This is a genomic window from Haloferax gibbonsii (assembly GCF_001190965.1).
GTDB classification, from domain to species: Archaea; Halobacteriota; Halobacteria; order Halobacteriales; family Haloferacaceae; genus Haloferax; species Haloferax gibbonsii.
The window spans coordinates 2,325,447-2,346,936 of the sequence record NZ_CP011947.1; the positions used below are offsets into that span (position 1 = coordinate 2,325,447).

Annotated in this window: 18 protein-coding genes; 11 read left to right on the top strand and 7 right to left on the bottom strand. The window is 67.0% G+C overall.

Translation table 11 applies throughout. The features are described 5' to 3' along the window. Positions 1-130: 130 nt before the first annotated feature. The gene (locus ABY42_RS11780) at positions 131-790 is read left to right on the top strand and encodes an HAD family hydrolase (protein ID WP_004975368.1); all 660 of its coding nucleotides are present in this window, start codon (positions 131-133) and stop codon (positions 788-790) included. A gap of 23 nt (positions 791-813) precedes the next feature. On the opposite strand, the gene ABY42_RS11785 is transcribed toward ABY42_RS11780, so the two are convergent. Then, entirely contained in the window at positions 814-1,209 is a 396-nt protein-coding gene (locus tag ABY42_RS11785) for a hypothetical protein (RefSeq protein WP_004975366.1), read from the bottom strand. 71 nt (positions 1,210-1,280) lie between these two features. Next, positions 1,281-1,727 (bottom strand): DUF2240 family protein, encoded by a 447-nt coding sequence (locus ABY42_RS11790; RefSeq protein ID WP_004975365.1) that lies wholly within the window; start codon positions 1,725-1,727, stop codon positions 1,281-1,283. A 129-nt stretch (positions 1,728-1,856) separates the two neighbouring features. Here ABY42_RS11790 and ABY42_RS11795 point away from each other — a divergent pair, with 129 nt between their 5' ends. Next, positions 1,857-2,234 carry a 30S ribosomal protein S8e gene (locus ABY42_RS11795; protein WP_004975364.1) on the top strand — a complete coding sequence of 126 codons (378 nt, stop codon included), beginning with the start codon at positions 1,857-1,859 and terminating at the stop codon, positions 2,232-2,234. 153 nt (positions 2,235-2,387) lie between these two features. Here ABY42_RS11795 and ABY42_RS11800 read toward each other — a convergent pair whose 3' ends face one another. Next, a complete protein-coding gene (locus ABY42_RS11800; protein WP_004975363.1) occupies positions 2,388-3,389 on the bottom strand; it encodes a phosphate uptake regulator PhoU in 1,002 nt (333 codons plus the stop codon). 345 nt (positions 3,390-3,734) lie between these two features. On the opposite strand from ABY42_RS11800, the gene ABY42_RS11805 reads away from it, so the two are divergent. The 5 genes from ABY42_RS11805 to phoU all read left to right on the top strand — a co-directional run bounded on the left by ABY42_RS11805 (position 3,735) and on the right by phoU (position 9,183). After that, positions 3,735-4,775, top strand: a complete 1,041-nt coding sequence (locus ABY42_RS11805) for a PstS family phosphate ABC transporter substrate-binding protein (protein ID WP_004975361.1) — start codon at positions 3,735-3,737, stop codon at positions 4,773-4,775. Positions 4,776-4,838: 63 nt separating this feature from the next. Continuing rightward, positions 4,839-5,798, top strand: coding sequence for a phosphate ABC transporter permease subunit PstC (pstC, locus tag ABY42_RS11810; RefSeq protein ID WP_004975360.1), 960 nt, complete (start codon positions 4,839-4,841; stop codon positions 5,796-5,798). Position 5,799: 1 nt separating this feature from the next. Then, on the top strand, positions 5,800-7,428 hold the full coding sequence (gene pstA, locus ABY42_RS11815) for a phosphate ABC transporter permease PstA (RefSeq protein ID WP_050459591.1): 1,629 nt from the start codon (positions 5,800-5,802) through the stop codon (positions 7,426-7,428). 51 nt (positions 7,429-7,479) lie between these two features. After that, positions 7,480-8,328, top strand: a complete 849-nt coding sequence (gene pstB / locus ABY42_RS11820; protein WP_004975356.1) for a phosphate ABC transporter ATP-binding protein PstB — start codon at positions 7,480-7,482, stop codon at positions 8,326-8,328. Positions 8,329-8,502: 174 nt separating this feature from the next. Then, on the top strand, positions 8,503-9,183 hold the full coding sequence (phoU, locus tag ABY42_RS11825) for a phosphate signaling complex protein PhoU (RefSeq protein ID WP_004975354.1): 681 nt from the start codon (positions 8,503-8,505) through the stop codon (positions 9,181-9,183). 82 nt (positions 9,184-9,265) lie between these two features. On the opposite strand, the gene ABY42_RS11830 is transcribed toward phoU, so the two are convergent. Then, on the bottom strand, positions 9,266-11,497 hold the full coding sequence (locus ABY42_RS11830; RefSeq protein ID WP_004975353.1) for a CDC48 family AAA ATPase: 2,232 nt from the start codon (positions 11,495-11,497) through the stop codon (positions 9,266-9,268). 193 nt (positions 11,498-11,690) lie between these two features. Between ABY42_RS11830 and larC the strand changes: the two genes are divergently transcribed. Continuing rightward, a complete protein-coding gene (larC, locus tag ABY42_RS11835) occupies positions 11,691-13,181 on the top strand; it encodes a nickel pincer cofactor biosynthesis protein LarC (protein WP_050459592.1) in 1,491 nt (496 codons plus the stop codon). Positions 13,182-13,247: 66 nt separating this feature from the next. Here larC and ABY42_RS11840 read toward each other — a convergent pair whose 3' ends face one another. Continuing rightward, on the bottom strand, positions 13,248-13,787 hold the full coding sequence (locus ABY42_RS11840) for a hypothetical protein (protein ID WP_004975347.1): 540 nt from the start codon (positions 13,785-13,787) through the stop codon (positions 13,248-13,250). A 181-nt stretch (positions 13,788-13,968) separates the two neighbouring features. Continuing rightward, positions 13,969-14,715, bottom strand: coding sequence for a RuvC family protein (locus tag ABY42_RS11845; protein WP_050459593.1), 747 nt, complete (start codon positions 14,713-14,715; stop codon positions 13,969-13,971). A gap of 139 nt (positions 14,716-14,854) precedes the next feature. Here ABY42_RS11845 and radB point away from each other — a divergent pair, with 139 nt between their 5' ends. Next, positions 14,855-15,544 carry a DNA repair and recombination protein RadB gene (radB, locus tag ABY42_RS11850; RefSeq protein ID WP_050459594.1) on the top strand — a complete coding sequence of 230 codons (690 nt, stop codon included), beginning with the start codon at positions 14,855-14,857 and terminating at the stop codon, positions 15,542-15,544. Between the two features lie 102 nt (positions 15,545-15,646). On the opposite strand, the gene ABY42_RS11855 is transcribed toward radB, so the two are convergent. Beyond that, positions 15,647-16,789, bottom strand: coding sequence for a CBS domain-containing protein (locus ABY42_RS11855; RefSeq protein ID WP_004975340.1), 1,143 nt, complete (start codon positions 16,787-16,789; stop codon positions 15,647-15,649). A gap of 388 nt (positions 16,790-17,177) precedes the next feature. Here ABY42_RS11855 and ABY42_RS11860 point away from each other — a divergent pair, with 388 nt between their 5' ends. Next, a complete protein-coding gene (locus ABY42_RS11860; protein ID WP_050459595.1) occupies positions 17,178-19,364 on the top strand; it encodes a type II/IV secretion system ATPase subunit in 2,187 nt (728 codons plus the stop codon). Next, positions 19,354-21,486, top strand: a complete 2,133-nt coding sequence (locus tag ABY42_RS11865) for a type II secretion system F family protein (RefSeq protein WP_050459596.1) — start codon at positions 19,354-19,356, stop codon at positions 21,484-21,486. Before ABY42_RS11860 ends, ABY42_RS11865 begins: the two co-directional genes overlap by 11 nt. Positions 21,487-21,490 lie beyond the last annotated feature (4 nt).

Below are 21,490 nucleotides of genomic sequence, written 5' to 3' on the forward strand. Positions count from 1 at the left end.
GGGTATAGTGGTTGTCGTCGCCGGTGAGGGGTCGTTCGGACTGGCCGGCGGCGAGCCGCCGCGCGACGGGTCGCCCCCTCGACAGGTCCCGGCACGCTCATATCGCTCCGTTGCCAACGCTTCGCCGAGAATGTCTGTCAGCGCGGTCGGGTTCGACCTCGACTACACACTCGCGGTCCCGACGCGGGACCGCGAGACGATTCTCTCGGAGGCGGCGGCGGCGGCGGGCGCGCCCCCGCTGACCCGAGAGGCGTATCTCCGGGCACATCAAGAGAACCTCACGCGCGAGACCCGCGCGCCCATCTTCGAGACCCTCCTCGACGAGCACGACTCCACCGTCGACCCGGAGCACGTCGCAACGGCGTACAGAGAACGAATCACCGACGCGGTCGTCCCCGTCGAGGGCGTCGAGGCGATGCTCGCCGGCCTGCGGACGACCTACCGCGTCGGCCTCCTCACCAACGGGCCGGTCGTGGCCCAAGAGGCGAAAATCGATAAACTCGGCTGGCGCGACCACTTCGACACGGCGCTCGTGACGGGCGCGCTCCCCGCCGGAAAGCCGGACCGGCGGGCGTTCGATGCCCTGCTCGACGAGCTCGGAACCGAGCCCGAAGAGACCGTCTACGTCGGCGACAGCGTCCACCACGACATCGCCGGCGCGCACGACGCCGGACTGCTCCCGGTGCAGGTGCTCGGCGAAGGCTGTGACGACCCCGACCCGCGGGCGGTCGCGCACATCCACCACGACGACCTGCCGACGGCGCTTCCGGAACTCGTCGCGGACCTCTGAGTCGGTCGCGCGGCGGGCGGGTTTTACTCGTCTCGGTCCTCGGCTTCGAGCGCCGCGACCAGCGCGCGGAACGCCGGGAGCGTCCACTTCACCTGCGCGCCGTCCTCGACGAACACGAGCGTCCGCGGCGGTCGGACCGCCTTCGGGCGGACGCGAAGCCCTTCCTCGGAGGCGGCCTCGGCGGTCACGTCGGGGTGGGCGAGGAACTCGACGCGGGCGCGGTCGGGCTGGACGTACACCTCGGCGACGCGCTCGTCGCCGGCGGCGACCGCGTAGGCGAGCGCGCCGTCGTCGGTCGGTTCCACGTCGGGGTCGGCGTCGACGACGGAGAGAACGGAAAAGGCGTCTTCGTGGCCCGTTACCTCCGAGGCGAGCAGTTGAGCGATGCGTGTCCCGTCGGAGAGCGAATCGACGACCATGCCGGGCGTTCGCGCCCGGACGGTTTCGGGGTGTCGCTTCGCTGGCGGGCGCGAGCCGGCGTGCGAACGGCCTACTCGGCCAGCGACCGCTTTGCTTTCTCGGCCGCGTCGTCCACGTTCACCTCGTTCGCGCGTGCGAAGAGGACCGCGGCGGCCTCGGCGGTGACGCCGAGGCGGGACTGTCGCTCGTTGATGCCGGCGACGGCGGCCTGTTTTTCGATGCCGGCGGCGACGCAGGCGTCGAGAATCTGCTCGAACGCCGACTGCTCGCGGAGGACGGAGGCGTCGGGTTCGAACTCCTCGGGTATCCGTACCTCGGCGGGGTCGAACGTCGCGACGACCTCGCCGTCGTCGCGCTCGACGAGGCCGCGGCCCGCGGCGAGGTCGATGAGGCGCTTCGCCTGGTCCGGGGAGAACCAGTCGCGGTCGAGCGACAGGGCGACGACGAACTCGCCCTCGCCGAGGCGGGTCGAGCCGTGTTGCCGGAAGGGGACGGCGACGGTGACGTCGAGACTCATCGGTTCGACGGCGGGCGCGGGCGAACTAAACGGTTTGCGTTGCCATCGCGCCCGAGAGACGTGGTGTCACCCGTCTCCGCCGAGCACCGATTCGAGCGATTCAAGTAGTCACCGAGGTTTTTACCCCGTATGAAGGACCAAGGACGCTCCAAGCGGAAGCGGACCGGCGGTCGGCGCAAGCCGTCCCGAAACAAGAAGCGCTACCAGCTGGGCCGCGAACCCGCCGCCACGACGGTCGGCGAGCCCCGGTTCCAGATCATCGACTCCCGCGGTAACAACGAGAAGGTCCGCGCCCTCTCGACGAACGTCGCGCAGGTCGCCGACGGCTCCGACGTGACGCAGGCAGACATCGAAGGCGTCATCGACAACCCGTCGAACGTCAACTACGCCCGCCGGAACATCATCACGAAGGGCTCCATCATCGACACGAGCGCCGGCCGCGCCCGCGTCACCTCCCGCCCCGGTCAGGACGGGCAGGTCAACGCCGTCGTCGTCGACGAAGAGTAAGTCTCTCTCCCCGCGTCGTCGTTTCGGCGCGGCTCGACTGTTTTACCCCGTGAGCCCCGCGGCCGTCGCTCGCGGGCGTGGTTCGGTCGAAGTCGAATCCGGAACAAGAAGTGAGCGACAAAAGCGGCGTCGCGGCTGGTCGCTCGTGGTCGGTCAGGGCGTCGGCGCGGCCTTCTGGAGCGCCGTCTCGGCGATGTTGCCGCCGTAGTCGGCGCTCCGGGAGACGGAGTCGACGATGAGACCGAGCAGTTGCGCCCGGGCCGGGTCGAGGCCGCGGAGGTGTTCGTCGATGCCGCGGGCGCTCGCGTCGATAGCCTGGACGGCCTCGCGGGACTCGTTGGCGAGGCGGCTCGCCTCGTCACTCTCCTCGGCGAACAGCGCGTCCATACCGCCGTTGACGACGGCCTTCGCCTCCTCGAACAGCTCCTGAATCGCCTCGACGATTTCGCCGTCGACGGGCTCTTCGAAGTTCAAAGAGAGGTGGGCGATTTTGGTCGCGTGGTCGCCGATGCGCTCCAGTTGCCGGGCGGCGGACTGGTAGTCGAAGCAGATCTCGCGGGGCAGGCCGAGTTCTTCCGCGGCCTTCGGAGTCCGGAGCGTCGCCCGGAAGATTCGGGAGACGACCATCCAGAGGCGGTCGACGTCGTCGTCGCGCTGGATGACGTCGCGGGCCATGTCGTCGTCCTGCTCGGCGATGGCCGCGATGGCGTCTTCGAGCATCGAAAGCGAGATGAGCCGCATCCGGGTGACCGCGTTGTGGATGGAGAGCTCGGAGGAGTCGAGCAGGTCGCGGATGACGACCCGGTCGCGCGTCTCTTCGAGCACTTCGAGGCCGACGAGGCTCTGGGTCGCCTCGCGGATGGTCCGGCGCTGGTCGGTCGTGATGCGCGAACTCTCCAGCGCGATGATGTCGAACCCGCTCACGTACATCGTCATGACGGCGCGGGTGAGTTCGTCCCCTTCGAGGGTCGCGATGTCGAGGGTGCCCTCCGTGCGTTCTTCCTCCGAGCGAGGGGTCAAGAACAGCGAGTCCCCCTCCGGGTAGAACTCGACTTCGCTCCCCGCCGAGACGCCGTTGTCCGTCGCCCAATCTTTGGGAATCGAGACGGTGTAGGTGGAACCGCCCGTCACCTGCACCTTTCGGGTTTCGACCATGTCCGTGGGTGGTTCTCAATACACAATAAAACTGTCTATCTCTATATATCGGGGTCGAATTTTATGTGATGAGCGCTACCGAACGTGATTCGTGCCGATTCGGGCTCGAAACACTGCCCACTCAGTAGTTGTTTTGCGCCGCGCCCGTCGGCCCGTGCCCCCGCGTTTTCTGACACGTCGGCGAAAGTTCGCGCACGAGACGGTCGCGAATGGAACAATCGGCTGCTTTCGCCGATTTCGACCCGCTCTTGTCACACGTTATCAACCGTTGTGGATATACCGGAACATATCACTATATAGTTGTCATAGCAGGGTATTTACGCCAAAATCGGCTCGTCAAAATCGATGACGCGTAACTCGGACAGCGGTCTTTCGCGGCGTAAGTTCCTGATTGCCTCGGGCGCGGCCGGTCTCGCTGGACTCGCCGGGTGTACGGAGAACAACACCGACGGTGAGGGCGGCTCCGGCGGCGACTCCGAGGGTGGGGACTCGTCGGGCGACGGGAGCAACGAGCTCTCGGGAACCATCGACATCGCCGGCTCCTCGACGGTGTTCCCGCTCGCGACCGCGATGGGCGAGCGCTTCCAGACCGAGCACTCCGAGGTCAATATCAACCTCCAGTCCACCGGCTCCGGTGGCGGCTTCGCGAACTACTTCTGTACGGGTCAGACCGACTTCAACAACGCCTCGCGCCCCATCAAGGGCGAAGAAGAGACGCAGTGTGAGGACAACGACGTGACCCCCGTCGAACTCAAAGTCGCCACCGACGCGCTGACGGTCATCGTCAACAACGACAACGACTTCATCGGCGAGGGCCTCACCGTCGAGCAACTCCAGACCATCTTCTCGGCCGAGTCGACTCCGACGACGTGGTCGGACGTCAACTCCGAGTGGCCCGACGAGGAGATTCAGATCTACGGCCCCACCGACGCCTCCGGCACGTACGACTACTTCATCGAGGCCATCATCGGCGAGGAAGGGCCGGGGCACCGCCAGGACTACTCGGCAACCGAACAGGACCGCACCATCATCCAGGGCGTCCAGGGCTCCGAGTACGCCATCGGCTACATGGGCTTCGCGTACTACAGCGAGAGCACCGACGCCGTGCAGGCCGTCCCCATCGAGAACGACGCCGGCGAGTTCGTCGAGCCGTCGCTCGACACGGCGCTGTCCGGCGAGTACAACCCGCTTTCCCGCCCGCTGTTCACCTACCCCGCCCGCGAGTCGCTCGCGGAGGAACACGTCGCGGAGTTCGCCCGCTACTGGATGGAGAACTCCACCAGCCGCGAAATCGTCGCCGACGAGGTCGGCTACGTCCCGCTCGGCGACGACGAGCAACAGGAGATGCTCGACACGCTCAACGCGGCCATCGAGGAAGCCAACTAGCCGCTTCCCCGACAGAATCAGCTAACGAAGCGCTTTTTCATATACCACGATTCAATCCAACCAATGAGCACAGATGACCTCGAAACCGACCTCACGCGGAACACGGAGAATTCTCCGCGTGAGCTACTGACGCGGTCGTTCTTCTTCCTGTGCGCGGCGTTGTCCGTCGTGACGACCCTCAGTATCGTCGGGCTCCTCATCACGGAGGCGTCCAAGTTCTTCACGCTGACAGCCCCGCTGATGGGAGTAGCGGGAGAGACGGCGTCTATCGTCGACTTCCTCACCGGAACCACCTGGCAGATACACAGCCAAGAGTTCGGCGTGCTGGCGCTCGTGTCGGCGACCCTGATGGTCACCATCGGGTCGGCCGTCATCGCGCTCCCGCTCGGCGTCGCCACCGCCATCTACCTCAGCGAGTACGCGAGCGCACAGGCGCGCTCGATTCTCAAACCCGCGCTGGAGATCCTCGCCGGCGTCCCGACCGTCGTCTACGGCTTCTTCGCGCTCATCTACATCACGCCGGCGCTGGAAGTCGTCTTCCCCGGCATCGGGACGTTCAACATGCTCTCTGCGAGCATCGTCGTCGGCATCATGATCATCCCGATGGTCGCCTCCATCAGCGAGGACGCGATGTCCGCCGTCCCCGACGAACTCCGACAGGCGGGCTACGGCATGGGCGCGACGAAGTTCGACGTCTCGACCGGCATCGTCGTCCCCGCCGCGCTCTCCGGTATCTTCTCTTCGTTCATCCTCGCGCTCTCGCGCGCCATCGGCGAGACGATGGCCGTCACCGTCGCCGCGGGCGCGCAGGCGAAGTTCCTCAACCCGCTCAACCCCGCGTCGTACCTCGAAGGCGCGCTGCCCATGACCGCCGCGATGGTCCAGCTTCTCACCGGTGACATCACCGGCGGTGGCCTGGCCTACCGCAGCCTGTTCGCCATCGGCCTCGTGCTCTTCGTCATCACACTCATCATGAACGTCATCAGCGACTACGTCTCGCGACGCTACCGGGAGGCGTACTGAGATGTCGACCGACACCGAATCGAGTTACGCAGACGGGTTCGGACAGGTCAGTCGGACCGCCGGAACCGTCTTCCGGTACCTGCTTTTGGGCGCGACGATGTTCGGCATCGTCACGCTCGCCGTCCTCCTCGTCTACGTCGCCAACGACGCGATTCGCCCGCTCACCGCCGACCTCGGCTGGCATCTCACCTTCTTCCTGACGCTCGTCGTCCCCACGGCGGTCGTCGGCGGCTATCTCGCCCGCCGGAACGTCCCGGCGCTCAAGCTCGGCGGGATGGTCATCGGGATGCTCGGGGTGTTCCTGCTGTTCAGTGGCGGCGTCGCCATCGTCTTCGTCGACATCGTCCCGCCGCTGACCGGCCTGTCGTACGTCGTCGGCCTCCTCGTTCCGGCGGCGCTCACGGTCGTCCTGACCAAGTACGAACAGCAGATTCCGTTTACCCTCCGCGTCGCCGCGACCGGTGCCGCGTTTATTCTCTCGCTCGTCGGCGTGCCGGGGTACTTCCACAGCATCCCCGAAATCGTCCGACAGCTCCCGTTCGTCCCGACCGATTGGATGATTCTGACGCTCGTTCTCGGTGGCGTGACCGCGGTCGTCGTCGGACAGTACATCGCCCGAATCCGAGAGGACACTACCGCGGGCCTCGCGGCGGGCGCGTCCGCGCTCGTCTTGACCGCCCTCGCGGCCGTCGTCGGCCCGACGCTCGGTGTCGACGCTAACGCCGCCGCCGTCGTCACGTCGGTCGCGTTTGTCCCGACGCTGGCCTACGCCGGCGGCGCGGCGATCACCCGCGAACAGGAGCGAATCGGTCTGCTGCTCGCGGGCGTCATCATCGGCGGGTCGCTCGTCGGCGCGGTCGCGGTCGACGCGCTCGGCTTCGCCGGCCCGCAGTCGTGGGTCGACTGGCAGTTCCTCACGAGCGCCCACAGCGGGACCGCGGAGAACGCCGGCCTCTACCCGGCTATCGGCGGCTCCATCCTGCTGATGGCGACGGTCGCCGCCCTCTCGTTCCCGCTCGGCGTCGGCGCGGCGGTGTACCTCGAGGAGTACGCCCCGGACAACGCCTTCACTCGATTCATCGACGTGAACATCTCGAACCTCGCCGGCGTCCCCTCGGTCGTCTACGGGCTGCTCGGACTCGGCGTGTTCGTCACCTACCTCGGCCAGCCCACGGGGACGGTCCTCATCGGCGGCGCGACGCTCGCGCTCCTCATCCTGCCCATCGTCATCATCTCCTCGCGCGAGGCGATTCGGGCGGTTCCCAGCGACATGCGGCAGGCGTCCTACGGCATGGGCGCGACGCGCTGGCAGACGGTGAAGAACGTCGTCCTCCCGGAGGCGTTCCCCGGCATCCTGACCGGGACCATCCTCGCGCTCGGTCGGGCTATCGGCGAGACCGCGCCGCTCATCATGATCGGCGCGCCGAACGTGCTTTTCAGCCTGCCGACGGAGCTCACTTCGAAGGTGAGCGCCATGCCCCTGCAGGTGTACGCGTGGTCCAGCCTGTTCGCCAGCGAGGACTTCTACACGAAGGCCGTCCCGGCGGGCGTCGTCGTCCTCCTGGCGGTCCTCCTCGCCATGAACTCCATCGCCATCGTCCTGCGCAACAAGTTCGAAAGTGAAAACTGAACACCACCAATGAGCCAAAGAGACAAAGCACCCGAGGGAGAACAGCAAGCCATGAACGGAACAGAGGACCCGACGAACGACGAGATGCTCGTCGAAACCGACGTGAGCGACGGGCTCTCTGCGTCGGAGAGTTCGGTGGGGCGGGACGCCGAGACCGTCATCAGCTCGGATAACATCAACGTCTGGTACGGCGACGACCACGCGCTCACCGACATCTCGATGGACATCCCCGAAAACAGCGTGACCGCCATGATCGGTCCCTCCGGCTGCGGGAAGTCCACGTTCCTCCGCTGTATCAACCGCATGAACGACCTCATCGACGTCGCCCGCGTCGAGGGGGGACTCACGCTCCGCGGCAAGAACGTCTACGACGACGACGTCGACCCCGTCGCGCTCCGCCGCCGCGTCGGCATGGTGTTCCAGAAGCCGAACCCGTTCCCGAAGAGCATCTACGAGAACGTCGTCTACGGCCTGAAGATTCAGGGCATCGACGCCGACTACGACGAGGTCGTCGAGGAGTCGCTCAAGCGCGCCGCCCTCTGGGACGAGGTGAAAGACCGCCTCCACGAGTCCGGTCTCGACCTCTCCGGCGGTCAACAACAGCGCCTCTGTATCGCCCGCGCCATCGCCACCGACCCCGAGGTGCTGCTCATGGACGAGCCCGCCTCGGCGCTCGACCCCGTGGCGACCTCGCAAATCGAAGACCTCGTCGAGGAACTCGCCGAGGACTACACCGTCGTCATCGTCACCCACAACATGCAACAGGCGGCGCGTATCTCCGACAAGACCGCCGTCTTCCTCACCGGCGGCGAACTCGTCGAGTTCAACGACACCCAGAAGATCTTCGAGAACCCCGAGAGCCAGCGCGTCGAAGACTACATCACCGGCAAGTTCGGATAACCAGCTCTCGCTCGCGCGGTTCGCGGCTCGTTTTGTGCCACGCTCGGTCCGCATCGCCGACCCGACGCCCGCGTTTCGGCGTCGCGTATCGGACACGGTCGTTCGGGACGTATCGGCGGCTCAGTCACCGAAACCATCACAAGGAATTTCACTTCGCCTGCCGGAACGTCACGTATGGCCAGAAACACGTACCAATCTCGCCTCAATCAGCTCGAAGAGGACGTGTTGTATCTCAGCGAACTCGTCTCGGAGCGAGTTCGGTACGCCCTCGACGCGCTCGAAGACAAAGACGAGCGGAAGGCCCAGGAGGTCATCGAGGGCGACCACGAGATCAACCGCATCTACCTCGACTTGGAGCAGGACTGCATCGACCTGCTCGCGCTCCAACAGCCCGTCGCGGGCGACCTGCGATTCATCGCGGCGTCGTTCAAGATAATCACCGACCTCGAACGCATCGGCGACCTCGCGACCAACCTCGCGCAGTACGCCATCGACGCCGAAAACGACGTGTACACGGAAGTCGACATCCGCCGCATCGGCGACGCCGCGCTCGACATGGTCGACCAGGCGATGGACGCCTACGAGACCGAAGACACCGACCTCTGTCGGTCCGTGGCGGAGCGCGACGACAGCCTCGACACGATGTGTGACAACGCGTCGCAGAGCATCGTCCGCGACCTCATGAGCGGCGACGACTTCGAGGGCGACGGCGACCTCGAACCCGAGACCGCCCTCGTCGACGTGCGCCGCCTCCTGCTTACGGTGCGCGACCTCGAACGCATCGGCGACCACGCCGTCAACGTGGCGGCGCGGACGCTCTACATGATAGACAACGACGACTCGCTGCTGTTCTGAGCGCGCGCCACACACCGACGCGTCGCTTCTTTTTCGGGAGATAAGAAGAAAAACCAGAACCACCGACCGCCGACCGTCCGGCTTACTGGAAGCCGATGCGGCCGCCGTCGCGGGTGTCGGGCGACAGGCCCTCGCGGGAACCGCCCTTGAACTGGTCTTGGATGTCCTCGTAGTAGCGCATCAGTTCCTCGGTGATGGTCGGCCGGACCGACTCCATCGCCTTGCGGAAGTGGCGCATCTCGATTTCCTCGGCGTCGGAGTCCTCGCGGAGCGCCTCGATGGCCGCCTCGCGGCAGATGGATTCGAGGTCGGAGCCGACGTAGCCGTCGGTTATCTCCGCGATTTCGCGGAGGCTCACGTCGGGCGCGAGCGGGCTCCGCTGCGTGTGGATGTCGAGAATCTGCTCGCGGCCCTCCTCTGCGGGCTGGCCGATGAGCACGAGGCGGTCGAACCGACCCGAGCGGATGAGCGCGGGGTCGATCATGTCCGGGCGGTTCGTCGCCGCGATGACCATGACGTTACCCGCGTCTTCGAGGCCGTCTAACTCCGTCAGGAGCTGGTTGACGACGCGCTCGGAGACGTTGTTGCCCATGTCGTTGCCGCGGGCGGGGGCGAGCGCGTCCAGCTCGTCGAAGAAGATGATGGTCGGCGAGACCTGCCGCGCCTTGCGGAACGTCTGCCGAATCGCCTTCTCCGACTCGCCGACCCACTTCGAGAGCAGCTGCGGACCGCGCACCGAGATGAAGTTCGCGTTCGTCTCGTTGGCGACGGCCTTCGCTATCAGGGTCTTCCCCGTGCCGGGCGGCCCGTAGAGGAGCACGCCCTTCGGGGCCTCGATGCCCATCCGCTCGAACTTCTCGGGCGTCGTCAGCGGCCACTCGACGCTCTCTTGGACCTTCTGTTTGGGCCCTTCGAGACCGCCGACGTCCTCCCACGTCACCTTCGGAATCTCGACGAGCACCTCGCGCATCGCCGAGGGCTCGACCTCGCCGAGCGCGCCGCCGAAGTCGTCGTTCTTGACGACCATGCGGTCGATGAGGCTCGGCGGGATGTCCTCCCTGTCGAGGTCGATTTCGGGGAGGTAGCGCCGAAGCGCCTTCATCGCGGCTTCCTTCGTCAGCGCCTCGATGTCGGCACCGACGAAGCCGTGGGTGTCGTCGGCGAGGTCGTCGAGGTCGACGTCGTCCGAAAGCGGCATGCCGCGGGTGTGAATCTGGAGGATTTCTTTGCGGCCCTCCTCGTCCGGCACGCCGATTTCGATTTCGCGGTCGAAGCGACCGGGGCGGCGGAGCGCGGGGTCGACCGAGTCGACGCGGTTCGTCGCCGCGATGACGATGACCTGTCCGCGGGCTTCGAGCCCGTCCATCATCGTCAGCAGCTGGGCGACGACCCGGCGTTCGACCTCGCCGGTCACGTCCTCGCGCTTGGGCGCGATGGAGTCGAGCTCGTCGATGAAGATGATGCTCGGCGACTCCTCTTTGGCGTCCTCGAATATCTCGCGGAGCTGCTGTTCTGACTCGCCGTAGTACTTCGAGATGATCTCCGGCCCTGCGATAGAGAAGAAACTCGCCGAAGTCTCGTTGGCGACCGCGCGGGCGAGAAGCGTCTTCCCGGTGCCCGGCGGGCCGTGGAGCAACACCCCCTGCGGGGGCTCGATGCCCAGCTTCTTGAATATCTGGGGGTGCTTCATCGGCAGTTCGACCATCTCGCGGACGCGCTGAATCTCGTTGGTCAGCCCGCCGATGTCTTCGTAGGTGATGCCGCCGCCGGCCTTCTCGAAGCCCGAGATGGGCTCCTCGCGGAGTTCGACGTCGGTGTCCTCGGTGACGAGGACGACGCCGTCGGGCTTCGTCTCGACGGCGATGAGCGGAATCGCCTGTCCGGGCGACCGCATGAACGGGTGGTTCGTACTCGACATCACCGGGACGATGTCGCGTTCGACCACGGGCCGCTTGAGAATCTGCCGTTTGACCATGCCGGCCGCGTCGGACCCGAACTGGACGCTCGCCTCTTCGGGCGGCGCCAACACGAGTTTGTCGGCCTTCGTGGCCTCTGCCTTGCGGATGGTGACCCGCTCTCCGATGCCCACGTCGGCGTTCTGCCGAGTGAACCCGTCGATGCGGACCGTATCCGTGTTCCAGTCCTGCCGGTCTGCCCGCCACACCTTCGCGGCGGTCGTTTTTCCTCCCTCTATCTCGATGATGTCTCCCGGCGAGAGCTTGAGATGGAGCAAGGTGTCCGGATCAAGACGGGCGATACCGCGCCCCGAGTCGTTCGGGTACGCTTTCGCCACTTCGAGTTGGACTTCGTTCATGATTACCTCGCGGGGATGCTGATACCTGTGAGAGGCCATCGGATAAGTCCTTCCCCGGTCGGCCCGAGGCACCGTCCTCCCGTGGTTACAGCCTAGCACACCGTAGGGCGGGCGGCTACTAATCCCTACCGACTGGACAGGCCTCGGCGCGTCGATGGCTGGCGTTTTTACTCTCGAACACGACGGTTCACGCATGCGACTCCTCGCGTTCGACGGCCGGATGGGTGCCAGCGGCGACATGCTCCTCGGCGCGCTCGTCGCCGCCGGTGCCGACCCGTCCGTCCTCTCGCCCGTCGAAGACGCCCTCGACGTGACCTACCGCGTCCACGAGGTCGACAAAAACGGCATCCTCGCGACCAAGGTGGACGTGCTCCTCGCGGAGACCGACGGCGGCGACCCCCGCGGCGAGGGCCACGGCGACGACCACCGACGCCTGCGCGCCGACGGCGACGACGGGGGCGACTCCGACAACGACGCTGACGGCGACGGCGAAGACGAGCACAGCCACCAACATCAGTACCGCCACCACGACCACGCTCACGACGAGGAGCACACTCACCACCACGACGACGGCCACGAGCACTCGCACGACCACGGTCACTCGCACTCCCACGACGACCACGAGCATTCGCACGACCACGGTCACTCGCACTCTCACGACGACCACACCCACGCCGAAGGTCACGGCCCGCACCGGACCTACCCCGAGGTCGTCGAACTCGTCGAGTCGATGGGCCTCCCGGCGGGCGTGGTCGAGGACGCGACGGCCATCTTCCGCGTGCTCGGCGAGGCAGAAGCCGAGGTCCACGGCACGGACCTCGACGAGACCCACTTCCACGAGGTCGGCGCGGACGACGCCATCGCCGACGTGGTCGGGGTCTGTCTCCTCCTCGACGACCTCGGCGTCGACCGCGTCGTCACCGGCCCGGTCGCCGTCGGCGGCGGCGAGGCCGAGATGAGCCACGGGTCCTACCCGGTCCCCGCGCCCGCCGTGCTCAACATCACCGCGGCGGCCGACTGGTCGGTCCGCGGCGGCCCCGTCGAGGCCGAACTGCTCACCCCCACGGGCGCGGCCATCCTCGCGCACCTCGCCGAGGGCGTCGAGACGCTCCCGTCGATGTCGGTCGAGTCGTCCGGCTACGGGGCCGGCGGCTGGGACTTCCCGGACCGGCCGAACGTCCTCCGCGCGGTCGTCGGCGACGGCGGCTCCCGGCTCGTCCGCGACGAGATTTCCGTCCTCGAGACGAACCTCGACGACGCGACGCCCGAAGTCCTCGGCGGGCTACAGGAGACCCTGAAGGACGCCGGCGCGCGCGACGTGTCAATCGTCCCGACGACGATGAAGAAGTCCCGCCCCGGCCACCTCGTCAAGGTCGTCGTCAAGCCCGAGGACGCCGAGCGCGTCGCCTATCGCCTCGCGGTCGAGACCGGCACGCTCGGAGTCCGCGAACACGGGGCGGGGCACCGCTGGACCGCCCGCCGCGAGTTCGAGACGGCGACGCTCGCTGTCGACGGCGACGAGTACGAGGTGAGCGTCAAGGTCGGAAGCGACGCCGACGGCGTCGTCTACGACCGAAGCGCAGAGTACGACGACGCGCTCGCCGTGGCGACCGAGACGGGACTTCCCGTCCGCGAGGTCATGCGCCGCGCCGTGGACGCGGTGGCGTCTAACGACGGCGAATAAGCGATTCGCGAGGCTCACCGTCCGGGACGATTCGCCGAAAAAAGCGGCCGCGGCCGACCCGTCAGGTCACTTCTCGTTGAACTGCGGTCGGGAGTTGAACGGCGCGAACGTCCCCGCGGGGTTGTTCACGTGGACCCACGCGTGGAGGCCCCAGTGGCCACCGGCGAAGCCCCACATGCCGTCGTCGCTGTCGCCGTGGAACGGGTCCGGGAACGGCCCCTCGTATTCTTGCACTTCGTCGAACAGGTACTCGGCCGCGCCGAGCACGAGTTCCTCCTTGCCGTTGCCCTCGTTTTTCCCGTAGACGAGCGCGGCGGGCTTCGTGATATCGACCTCGTCGTCGTAGTTCTCGATGATGTAGTGGTGGTTCACGTAGTGGTAGCCCATGCCCGGCACGAACGGACTGCCGAGGACGTAGCCGTCCGCGATGGCCTTCCGAACGTCGGCGTACTTCGACGTGGCCGCCCGAACCGACGCGAGTTCGCGCTGGAGCGCCCCGCGGTGCGCCGCCGCGGGCGAGGCGAACGCGCCGAGCGAGAGCGCGCCGACGCCGAGAGCCTTCAGGTACGTTCGTCGCCCGACTTCGGGGGTGCGTGATGTGCTCATGCGACACGCGATACGCGTCGGGAGAACGTAGGTATGAATCGGGGAGGGTGCGTCTCATAAACCGAGAGTCACGTTAATAGCGTTCTTTCCCCGTCGACCGCTCGAACCACGGCCCACTCGACCGGTCGCGTAGAGCACCGTTAGGCGGCCGTTAACGGCGTCGAAACCGCCGCCGCGACGCTCACTCCTCGCGCGAACGGTGTTCGTCCAGCGCCTCGTCGATACTCAGTTCCCCGCCGGCGACGCGGCGCGCGAGCGCGTCGTCGATGGTGCGGTTGTCGTCGGACGTCTCGCGCGAACGCGCCTTGATGCGCGTGAGTTCGCCCTCGGTCGGCTCTATCTCGCGGGATTCGATGCGCTCGCCGTCCCGGCGGGCGATGTTCACCGCGGCGAGCACGTCGCCCATGCCGCGCGCGCCGGTCCCGAGGTACGGCGTCGTTCCGGTCTCGTCGACGAGTTCGACCGCGACGTCGTCGAGGTCGTTGATGAGCTTCGCGCCCTGCAGGCGCGCGCCGTCGCCGATGCGGACCACGGGGTCGACCGCGTCCTCGGTCTCGCGGCGGATGACCTCGACGGCGTCCGAAAGCGGGACGTGGAACGCGGCGACGACCGTCTCGCCCGAGAGGACGGCGACGCCGGGTCTGGTTCCGGGGTCCACCCCGACGACGGTCCGTCCGTCGCCGCCGCGGAGGCTCGCGAGCGCCTCGTCGACGGCGCGGCGCGCGTCGTCGCCGGTCGCGGTCACGCGGGTCACGTCGCCGCCGGTATCGACGCCGTCGAGGTCGTCGTCCGGGCCGGTAAGGAGGACCCGCGCCCGCTCGGGAAGCGGGTCGCCCGGCTCGACGGTGGTAAAGGCGACTCCTCGGCTCCGGAGTTCGGACACGGCCTCGTGGTAGAGGTCGAAGTCCGCGGTGGCGACGACTATCACGTCCCTCCCTTGGCGACGGCGACGAATAAAGCGTCGTGCGCGGGTCGCCCTCGACGGTCGCGGACTGGCGCCGAAGCGGCGGCCCGTACCGCGGCGGGCGACCGGGGTCTTTTTCGGCCGGTGGAACCCACCACCTGACGTGACAGAGTCAGTCTCCACCGGGTGCACGGCGCTCGACGACCTCCTCGACGGCGGGTTCGAACGCGGCACCGTCACGCAGGTGTACGGCCCCTCCGCGGCCGGCAAGACCAACGTCGCGCTCTCGGCGGCGGTCCGGGTCGCCGCGGCGGGCGGCACCGTCGTCTACATCGACACCGAGGGGCTGTCGGTCGACCGCTTCCAGCAGCTCGCGGAGGCGGTCGCCCCCGAGGACGTGGAGTCTGTGACCTCGCGGCTGATGATAAGCGAGGCGTACGACTTCGAGGACCAAGAACAGGCCGTCCGCGACGCCGAGGAGTTCGCCGCCAGCGCCGACCTCATCGTCCTCGACTCCGCGACCGGCTTCTACCGGCTCGAACGGACCGCCGAGGGCGACGGCGGCGAGGCGCTCCGTCGGGTCGCCCGGCAGGTCACGCACCTGCTGTCGCTCGCGCGCAAACACGACCTCGCGGTCGTCCTGACGAATCAAGTGTACTCCGACCCCGACACCGACCGGACGCGGGCGCTCGGCGGCCACACCCTCGAACACTGGACCGGCACCGTCGTCCGCCTCGACCGCTTCCGCGGCGGCAACCGCCGGGCGACGCTCGAAAAGCACCGCGCGAAACCCGCCGGGGAGACGGCGACGTTCAAGATAACGGACCGCGGGCTCTCGGCGACTGACGTGTAGAAAAAGGTCGACGCGACCGGGCGGACGACCCGGCCCGATCCTGCTCCTGTGTTCCGTTCGCGTTTCGATTTCGGGCGTACCGGTGTGACCGGTGCGTCGGCGTTACAGCTCGTTCAGCTTCCGGAGGAGCTGACCGCGGTAGCGCTCGTCGGCCTCGAAGCCCTTGACTTCGAGCACGTTGCGTTCGAGCTTGTCGAGCGCGACGTGGAACGCGTGTTCCGCGCCGTAGCCCTCGCCGCTGCCGGCCAGTTGGCCGTGGCTCGTGCGGAGCCGAATCTGGCACTGGATGAGCGGCGTGCCGCGGAGCTTCTCCTTGTGCTCGTGGAAGCGGACGTGGGCGTGGAGCACGCTCATCCGCTGGTACTTGTCCGCGACCTCGGTGATGGCCGAGTTGATGTCGGCGCGGCTCAGCGTCTCGAGGAGGCCGATGTTCGTGACCTGCACGTCCATCTGCTCTTCTTCGGTGTAGGTGAGCGCGCGGAGCACGTCGGTCTTGGTCACCACGCCGAGGACCTCGCCGTCGTCGTCGGCGGGCGTGACGACGAGCCCGGCGATGTCGTGTTCCAGCATGCGCGCGACCGCGTCGCGGACGCTCTCTTCGGGCGTCGCCGTGCGCGCCGGGCTGCTCATCAGGTCGTAGACCGGGAGGTCGAGCATCCGGTCGGTGTCGCCGCGGCGGTCCTGTTTCCCCTGCCGACCCTCGTCGCGCACCATGAACTCGACGAGGTCGTACGTGGTCAGGATGCCCGCGAGGCGGCCGTCCCGGTCGACGACCGGCAGCCGCGAGACGCCGTGTTCGCGGAGGCGGTTGATGGCCTGTCCGAGGTGGTCGCGCTCGCCGATGGTGACCACGTCGTCGGTGTAAATCTGCTCGACGGTCAGCGCGTCGAGGTTGTCGAGGACGGCCTCGAGGATGGCGTCCTGCGTGATGATGCCGTACTGTTTTTCGCCCTCGTAGACCGGCGCGACCTTCGTGTTGCCCTCGACGAGCATGCGCGCGACCTCGCGCACGTTCTCGTGACGGTCTATCTTGGGGACGGCCTTCGTCAGCGCGGCCGCTTTGGTGTTGTCTTCGACGTGCGAGTTGATGAGCTGCTTCTCACCGATGACGCCCGCGTACTCGCCGTCGTCCTGGACGATGATGCCCTTAGGGTTTTCCCGCTCGAAGATGGAGCGGACTTTGCCTAATCGCTCGTCAACGTCGACCTCGATGAAATCAGGAGTGGCGATATCAGCAATATCCATAATACATCCTTACATACAACGCCGCTTCTCTTGAAGGTTCGTCCCGTTTCCACCCGCTAGGAAGGACCGAAATCGCAAGGCCACGACGGGGCTGAAGGATGGAATTCCGACGACAGACGGTCTGTGCCTATTGGTAACACTGTTCTTACGCTGAATATCGTCGTTTCTCGCCGACGCGTCGGCCGTGAACGGTGCGCGCGGCCGAATACTGTAACTCAATTGCCACTCTCTCGCGGGCGGAGTTGGGGACGCCCCCGCCTCGATTCCCCGTCGAGAACGGACCAGATGAATTCCGGAATACGCCGGTAGTTCGGGCCTAACCGGCCGAATTCGCTCATCTAGTCGCTCCATACTTACAGCCGTTCCTACCGTTCAGTATTTCCAGAGAATGGCGTCTCCTGACAAGAACTCCCAGACTGACCGCCTCGATGGCGAAGAATCGTTCCGAGCAGACGGTGCCGGCACCGCCGAACTGGTCCCCACGACCGGTCCGGAGGCGATGGCCGCCCGCGCGAGTGAACTACCGGTCCCCGCGTCGGACCGCATCGAATACGGCCCCGTCGAAGACCCCACCGACGACGAAGCGGCGGACGAAGACCGCCCGGAAACGCTCCGGGAGGCCGTCCTCCGCGAGGTGAAGGCGTTCTTCGCCGAAATCGACGACGAGACGGCGTTCGCGCCGACGCCCTCGGAGGCGTTCATCGAAGACCAATTCTTCGACTTCTCGTTCCTCGAGGGCGTCGAGGCCGTCGAACACTACTGGGTGAACAAGCCCTTCGCGTTCGTCTCCATCCTGTACGACCACGAGAAGCGCGAACACCGGTACCACGTGAGCGAACCGCGCCTCGACGACTTCGAGGACTTCGTGCGCGACGACCTGACGAAGATTCTGCGCAACAGCCTCCTGTACCGCGACCTCGACGCCGACGGCGACCGCGAGGACGTGTTCGACGACGAGGCCCGCGAGATAATCACCGAACACGCGGCGACGGTCGAAGAGGGGTCGCTCTGGAAGCTGTTTTACTTCCTGCTCCGCGACTTCATCCACTTCGGCCGCATCGACCCCGTGATGCGGGACCCGGGCATCGAAGACATCTCCTGTGACGGCGACGACGTGCCGGTCTACGTCTTCCACAGCGTCTACCGGGACGTGCCGACGAACGTCGTCTTCGACGACGGCGACCTCTCGTCGTTCACCATCCGCCTCGCGCAACGCGCGGGCAAGCAAGTGACCGTCTCCGACCCGCTCGTCGACGCGAGCCTCCCGGACGGCTCCCGCGTCCAGTTGACTCTCGGCTCCGACATCGCCACCCGCGGGTCGAACTTCACCATCCGGAAGTTCTCGGACGTGCCGCTGTCGCCGGTCGACCTCGTGCGCTGGAACACCTTCAGCGTCGAGCAGATGGCGTACTTCTGGCTCGCCATCGAGAACAACCGCTCGCTCATCTTCGCGGGCGGCACGGGCTCCGGGAAGACCACCTCGATGAACGCGGTGTCCTTCTTCGTCCCCGGCCACGCGAAGGTCGTCTCCATCGAGGACACGCGCGAAATCACCCTCCCGCACGACAACTGGATTCAGTCCGTCACCCGCGACACGTTCACGGCCGACGGCCGCGGCGAGGTGTCGATGTACGCGCTCCTGCAGGCCGCGCTCCGACAGCGCCCCGAGTACCTGCTGGTCGGGGAGATTCGCACGGAAGAACGCGTCGCACTGACGTTCTTCCACTCCATCGCCACGGGCCACACCGCGTACACGACGTTCCACGCCGACTCCTCGGAGGGCGTGGTCCACCGCATGCGCAACGAGCCCCTCGGCGTGCCCGCCCAGATGCTCTCGGACCTCGACATCATCTCGGTGCAAAAGCAGATTCACCTCGACGGCGACCGGACCCGCCGGAACATCGCCGTCACCGAAATCGCCGGCGTCGACGACGACGGCGAGGTCGAACTCCGCGACGTGTTCAAGCGCAACCCCGAGAACGACGCCCACGAGCGCGTCGGCGACTCGGTCGTCCTCGACGAAATCGCCGCCGAGCGCGGCTGGACCAAGGCCGACCTGCAGTACGAACTCGACGTTCGCGCCGACGTGCTCCGGTACATCGCCGCCTCGGGCGTCGACGACTACCTGACGGTCTCCGCGATGATTCGCCGCTTCGAGCGCGACCGCGAAGGCCTCCTCGCGCACGTCTACGCCGAGACCTCGCTGGTCTCCGTCGACGAGGGCGACGAGGACGACGCCGCGGGGGACGACCTCGACGACGACGAAATCGAGGTCTCGCCCGAGACCGAGCGCCTGCTCGCGGACCTGTTCGACATCGAGTTGGACGACGGCGCGGACGGCGACGGCGACGCTGACGCTGACGCTGCCGCCGATGGCTGGGAAGTCGTCGGCGACGACGATGCCGATGCCGTCGCTGACGACGCCTCGGACGCTGACGACTCCGAAGTCGTCGACAGCGACGACGCCACCGAGTTCGACGATATCGCGGAGGCTGGCCCCGCGCCGGCCGATGACGCCTCGGACGCGGACGAAGCCGTGAGCGACGACGACCGGGAGGCCGACGATGCCCGCTGACTCGTCGTCCTCGGTTCCCCTGCCCGACTACGAGGTCGAGCAGTACTTCCCGCGCGAACACTTCGACGAGTCGCCCGAGGAGGTCAAGCGGCTCCGCCAGCGCTACGGGTACGTCCGCACGTACTTCAAGCGTAACCCGGCGGGCCACCGCGACCTCCAGCGCTGGCTGAACCAGACCCGCGTGGGTACGACCTACGACCTGTACCTCACGCAGTCGCTCAAACTGGCGTTCGTCACCGCGGTGTTCGGCTCGCTCGTCGGGCTCGCGCTCACCTTCGTCCTCGCCCGCGCGGGCGTGCTGGCGAACGCGTCGAGCCCCGTGAGCTTCGGCATCGCGGCGCAGTACGTCGTTCCCCTGCTCCCCTACAAGGTTCCCATCCTCGGCGCGGCCCTCGTCGGCCTCGTCGGCGGATTGGCGGCCGCCGGGACCTACTACGCCCGGTACTACCTCCCCAAGAGCCGCGCCGAGATGCGCGGCCGGAGCATCGACATCCTGCTCCCGCACGCCATCGTCTACATGTACGCGCTCAGCCACGGCGGGATGAGCTTCCTCGAAGTCATCCGCTCCGTCGCCGACGCGCCCGACTACGGCGAGGTGTCCCGCGAGTTCGAGATGATCGCCCGCGACATGGACCTGTTCGGCAACGACCTGTTCACGGCGCTCCGCAACTCCCGGAACCTGACGCCCTCGATTAACTTCGAGCAGTTCCTCGACGACCTCCTTTCGGTCCTCGACTCCGGCGGCGACGTGACCGCCTTCCTCGACCGCGAGTCCGCGACGTACCTCGAAGAGGCCCGCGACGAGCAGGAGGACTTCATCGAGACGCTGTCGATGCTCTCCGAGGTGTTCGTCGCCGCGTTCGTCGCCGCGCCGCTGCTGCTCATCGTCACCCTGATGGTCATCAGCTTCCTCGGCGGCGACACGCTCGTCCAGCTGTACGCCCTGAACTACCTCATCTTCCCGCTGGGGATGGCGTTGTTCCTGCTCCTCGTGGACGTGCTCTCCTCGCCGTACACGCAGGACACGGTCCGGACGAAACACGACGTGACCGTCCTCGAAGAGATTCGGACGGTCGTGGCCAACTTCCTCGGCGCGATGCGCCGCGAAGTCCAGCGCGCCCGCGAGGCCCGCTGGGGCGGCGGCAAGGTCGCCTCCGACGGCGGCTTCGTCGACGAACGACTCGACGACTACCGCCGGGAAAACGCGGTGTACGAGCTTCGGACGCTCGTCGGCGACCCGCTCGACATCATGCGCCGCCAGCCGTACCTCTCGGCGGTCGTCACGGTGCCCCTCGCGGTCCTGTCGGTCGTCGGCGTCCTCGTGCTCGGCCTCGCGACGCCGACGCTCGACGCCATGCTCGCGAACCCGTACAACACGACGGTCTGGTTCGTCGTCCTCCCGTTCGCCATCGTCGCGGTCCCCCTGACGGTCTTCCACGAGCTTCGGACCCGCCGCGAGCGCACGCTCGAACGGCGCTTCCCCGACACGCTGAACCTGCTGTCGAGCGCCAACCAGATGGGTATCTCGCTGGTCGAGGCGCTCGCGCTCGTCTCCCGCTGGTCGAACGGCGCGCTCGCGGACGAACTCCGCGCGCTCCGCAACGACATCCGCTGGAACCACGACGCCCACTCGGCGCTCATGGCGTTCGCCAGCCGGCTCAACGTCCCGCAACTCTCGCGGGTCATCCGGCTCATCGCCAGCGGCGGCCGCACCAGCGGCGACCTCTCGCGCGTCCTCAGCGTCGCCGCGGAGGACACCCGCAACCGGTACAAGCTCGAAAAGTCCCGCCGTCGCGCGATGGGTTCCTACATCGCCATCGTCGTCATCGGGTACTTCGTCTACCTGTTCGTCATCCTGATGCTCGGTGCGAGCTACCTCGGCCCCCTCGCCGAGATGACCGGGCCGTCGGCGTCCGCGTCGATGGACGGACAGTCGCTCCCCATCGGCATCTCGTCGGTGCCGCTGGCGAACTTCCACGTGGTGTTCTTCCACTCCGCGCTGATTCAGGCGGTCGGAAGCGGACTCCTCGCCGGAAAACTGGCAGACAACAGCGCCCTCAGCGGGCTGAAGTACGCCCTCGGACTGTCCGCGCTGGCGCTCGTCGCCTTCGCACTGGTGTAAGGCC

Coding starts and splice junctions, on each gene's coding strand:
- ABY42_RS11780 (WP_004975368.1), top strand. CDS start 131: ATGTCTGTCAGCGCGGTCGGGTTCGACCTCGACTACACACTCGCGGTC.
- ABY42_RS11785 (WP_004975366.1), bottom strand. CDS start 1,209: ATGGTCGTCGATTCGCTCTCCGACGGGACACGCATCGCTCAACTGCTC.
- ABY42_RS11790 (WP_004975365.1), bottom strand. CDS start 1,727: ATGAGTCTCGACGTCACCGTCGCCGTCCCCTTCCGGCAACACGGCTCG.
- ABY42_RS11795 (WP_004975364.1), top strand. CDS start 1,857: ATGAAGGACCAAGGACGCTCCAAGCGGAAGCGGACCGGCGGTCGGCGC.
- ABY42_RS11800 (WP_004975363.1), bottom strand. CDS start 3,389: ATGGTCGAAACCCGAAAGGTGCAGGTGACGGGCGGTTCCACCTACACC.
- ABY42_RS11805 (WP_004975361.1), top strand. CDS start 3,735: ATGACGCGTAACTCGGACAGCGGTCTTTCGCGGCGTAAGTTCCTGATT.
- pstC (WP_004975360.1), top strand. CDS start 4,839: ATGAGCACAGATGACCTCGAAACCGACCTCACGCGGAACACGGAGAAT.
- pstA (WP_050459591.1), top strand. CDS start 5,800: ATGTCGACCGACACCGAATCGAGTTACGCAGACGGGTTCGGACAGGTC.
- pstB (WP_004975356.1), top strand. CDS start 7,480: ATGAACGGAACAGAGGACCCGACGAACGACGAGATGCTCGTCGAAACC.
- phoU (WP_004975354.1), top strand. CDS start 8,503: ATGGCCAGAAACACGTACCAATCTCGCCTCAATCAGCTCGAAGAGGAC.
- ABY42_RS11830 (WP_004975353.1), bottom strand. CDS start 11,497: ATGAACGAAGTCCAACTCGAAGTGGCGAAAGCGTACCCGAACGACTCG.
- larC (WP_050459592.1), top strand. CDS start 11,691: ATGCGACTCCTCGCGTTCGACGGCCGGATGGGTGCCAGCGGCGACATG.
- ABY42_RS11840 (WP_004975347.1), bottom strand. CDS start 13,787: ATGAGCACATCACGCACCCCCGAAGTCGGGCGACGAACGTACCTGAAG.
- ABY42_RS11855 (WP_004975340.1), bottom strand. CDS start 16,789: ATGGATATTGCTGATATCGCCACTCCTGATTTCATCGAGGTCGACGTT.
- ABY42_RS11860 (WP_050459595.1), top strand. CDS start 17,178: ATGGCGTCTCCTGACAAGAACTCCCAGACTGACCGCCTCGATGGCGAA.
- ABY42_RS11865 (WP_050459596.1), top strand. CDS start 19,354: ATGCCCGCTGACTCGTCGTCCTCGGTTCCCCTGCCCGACTACGAGGTC.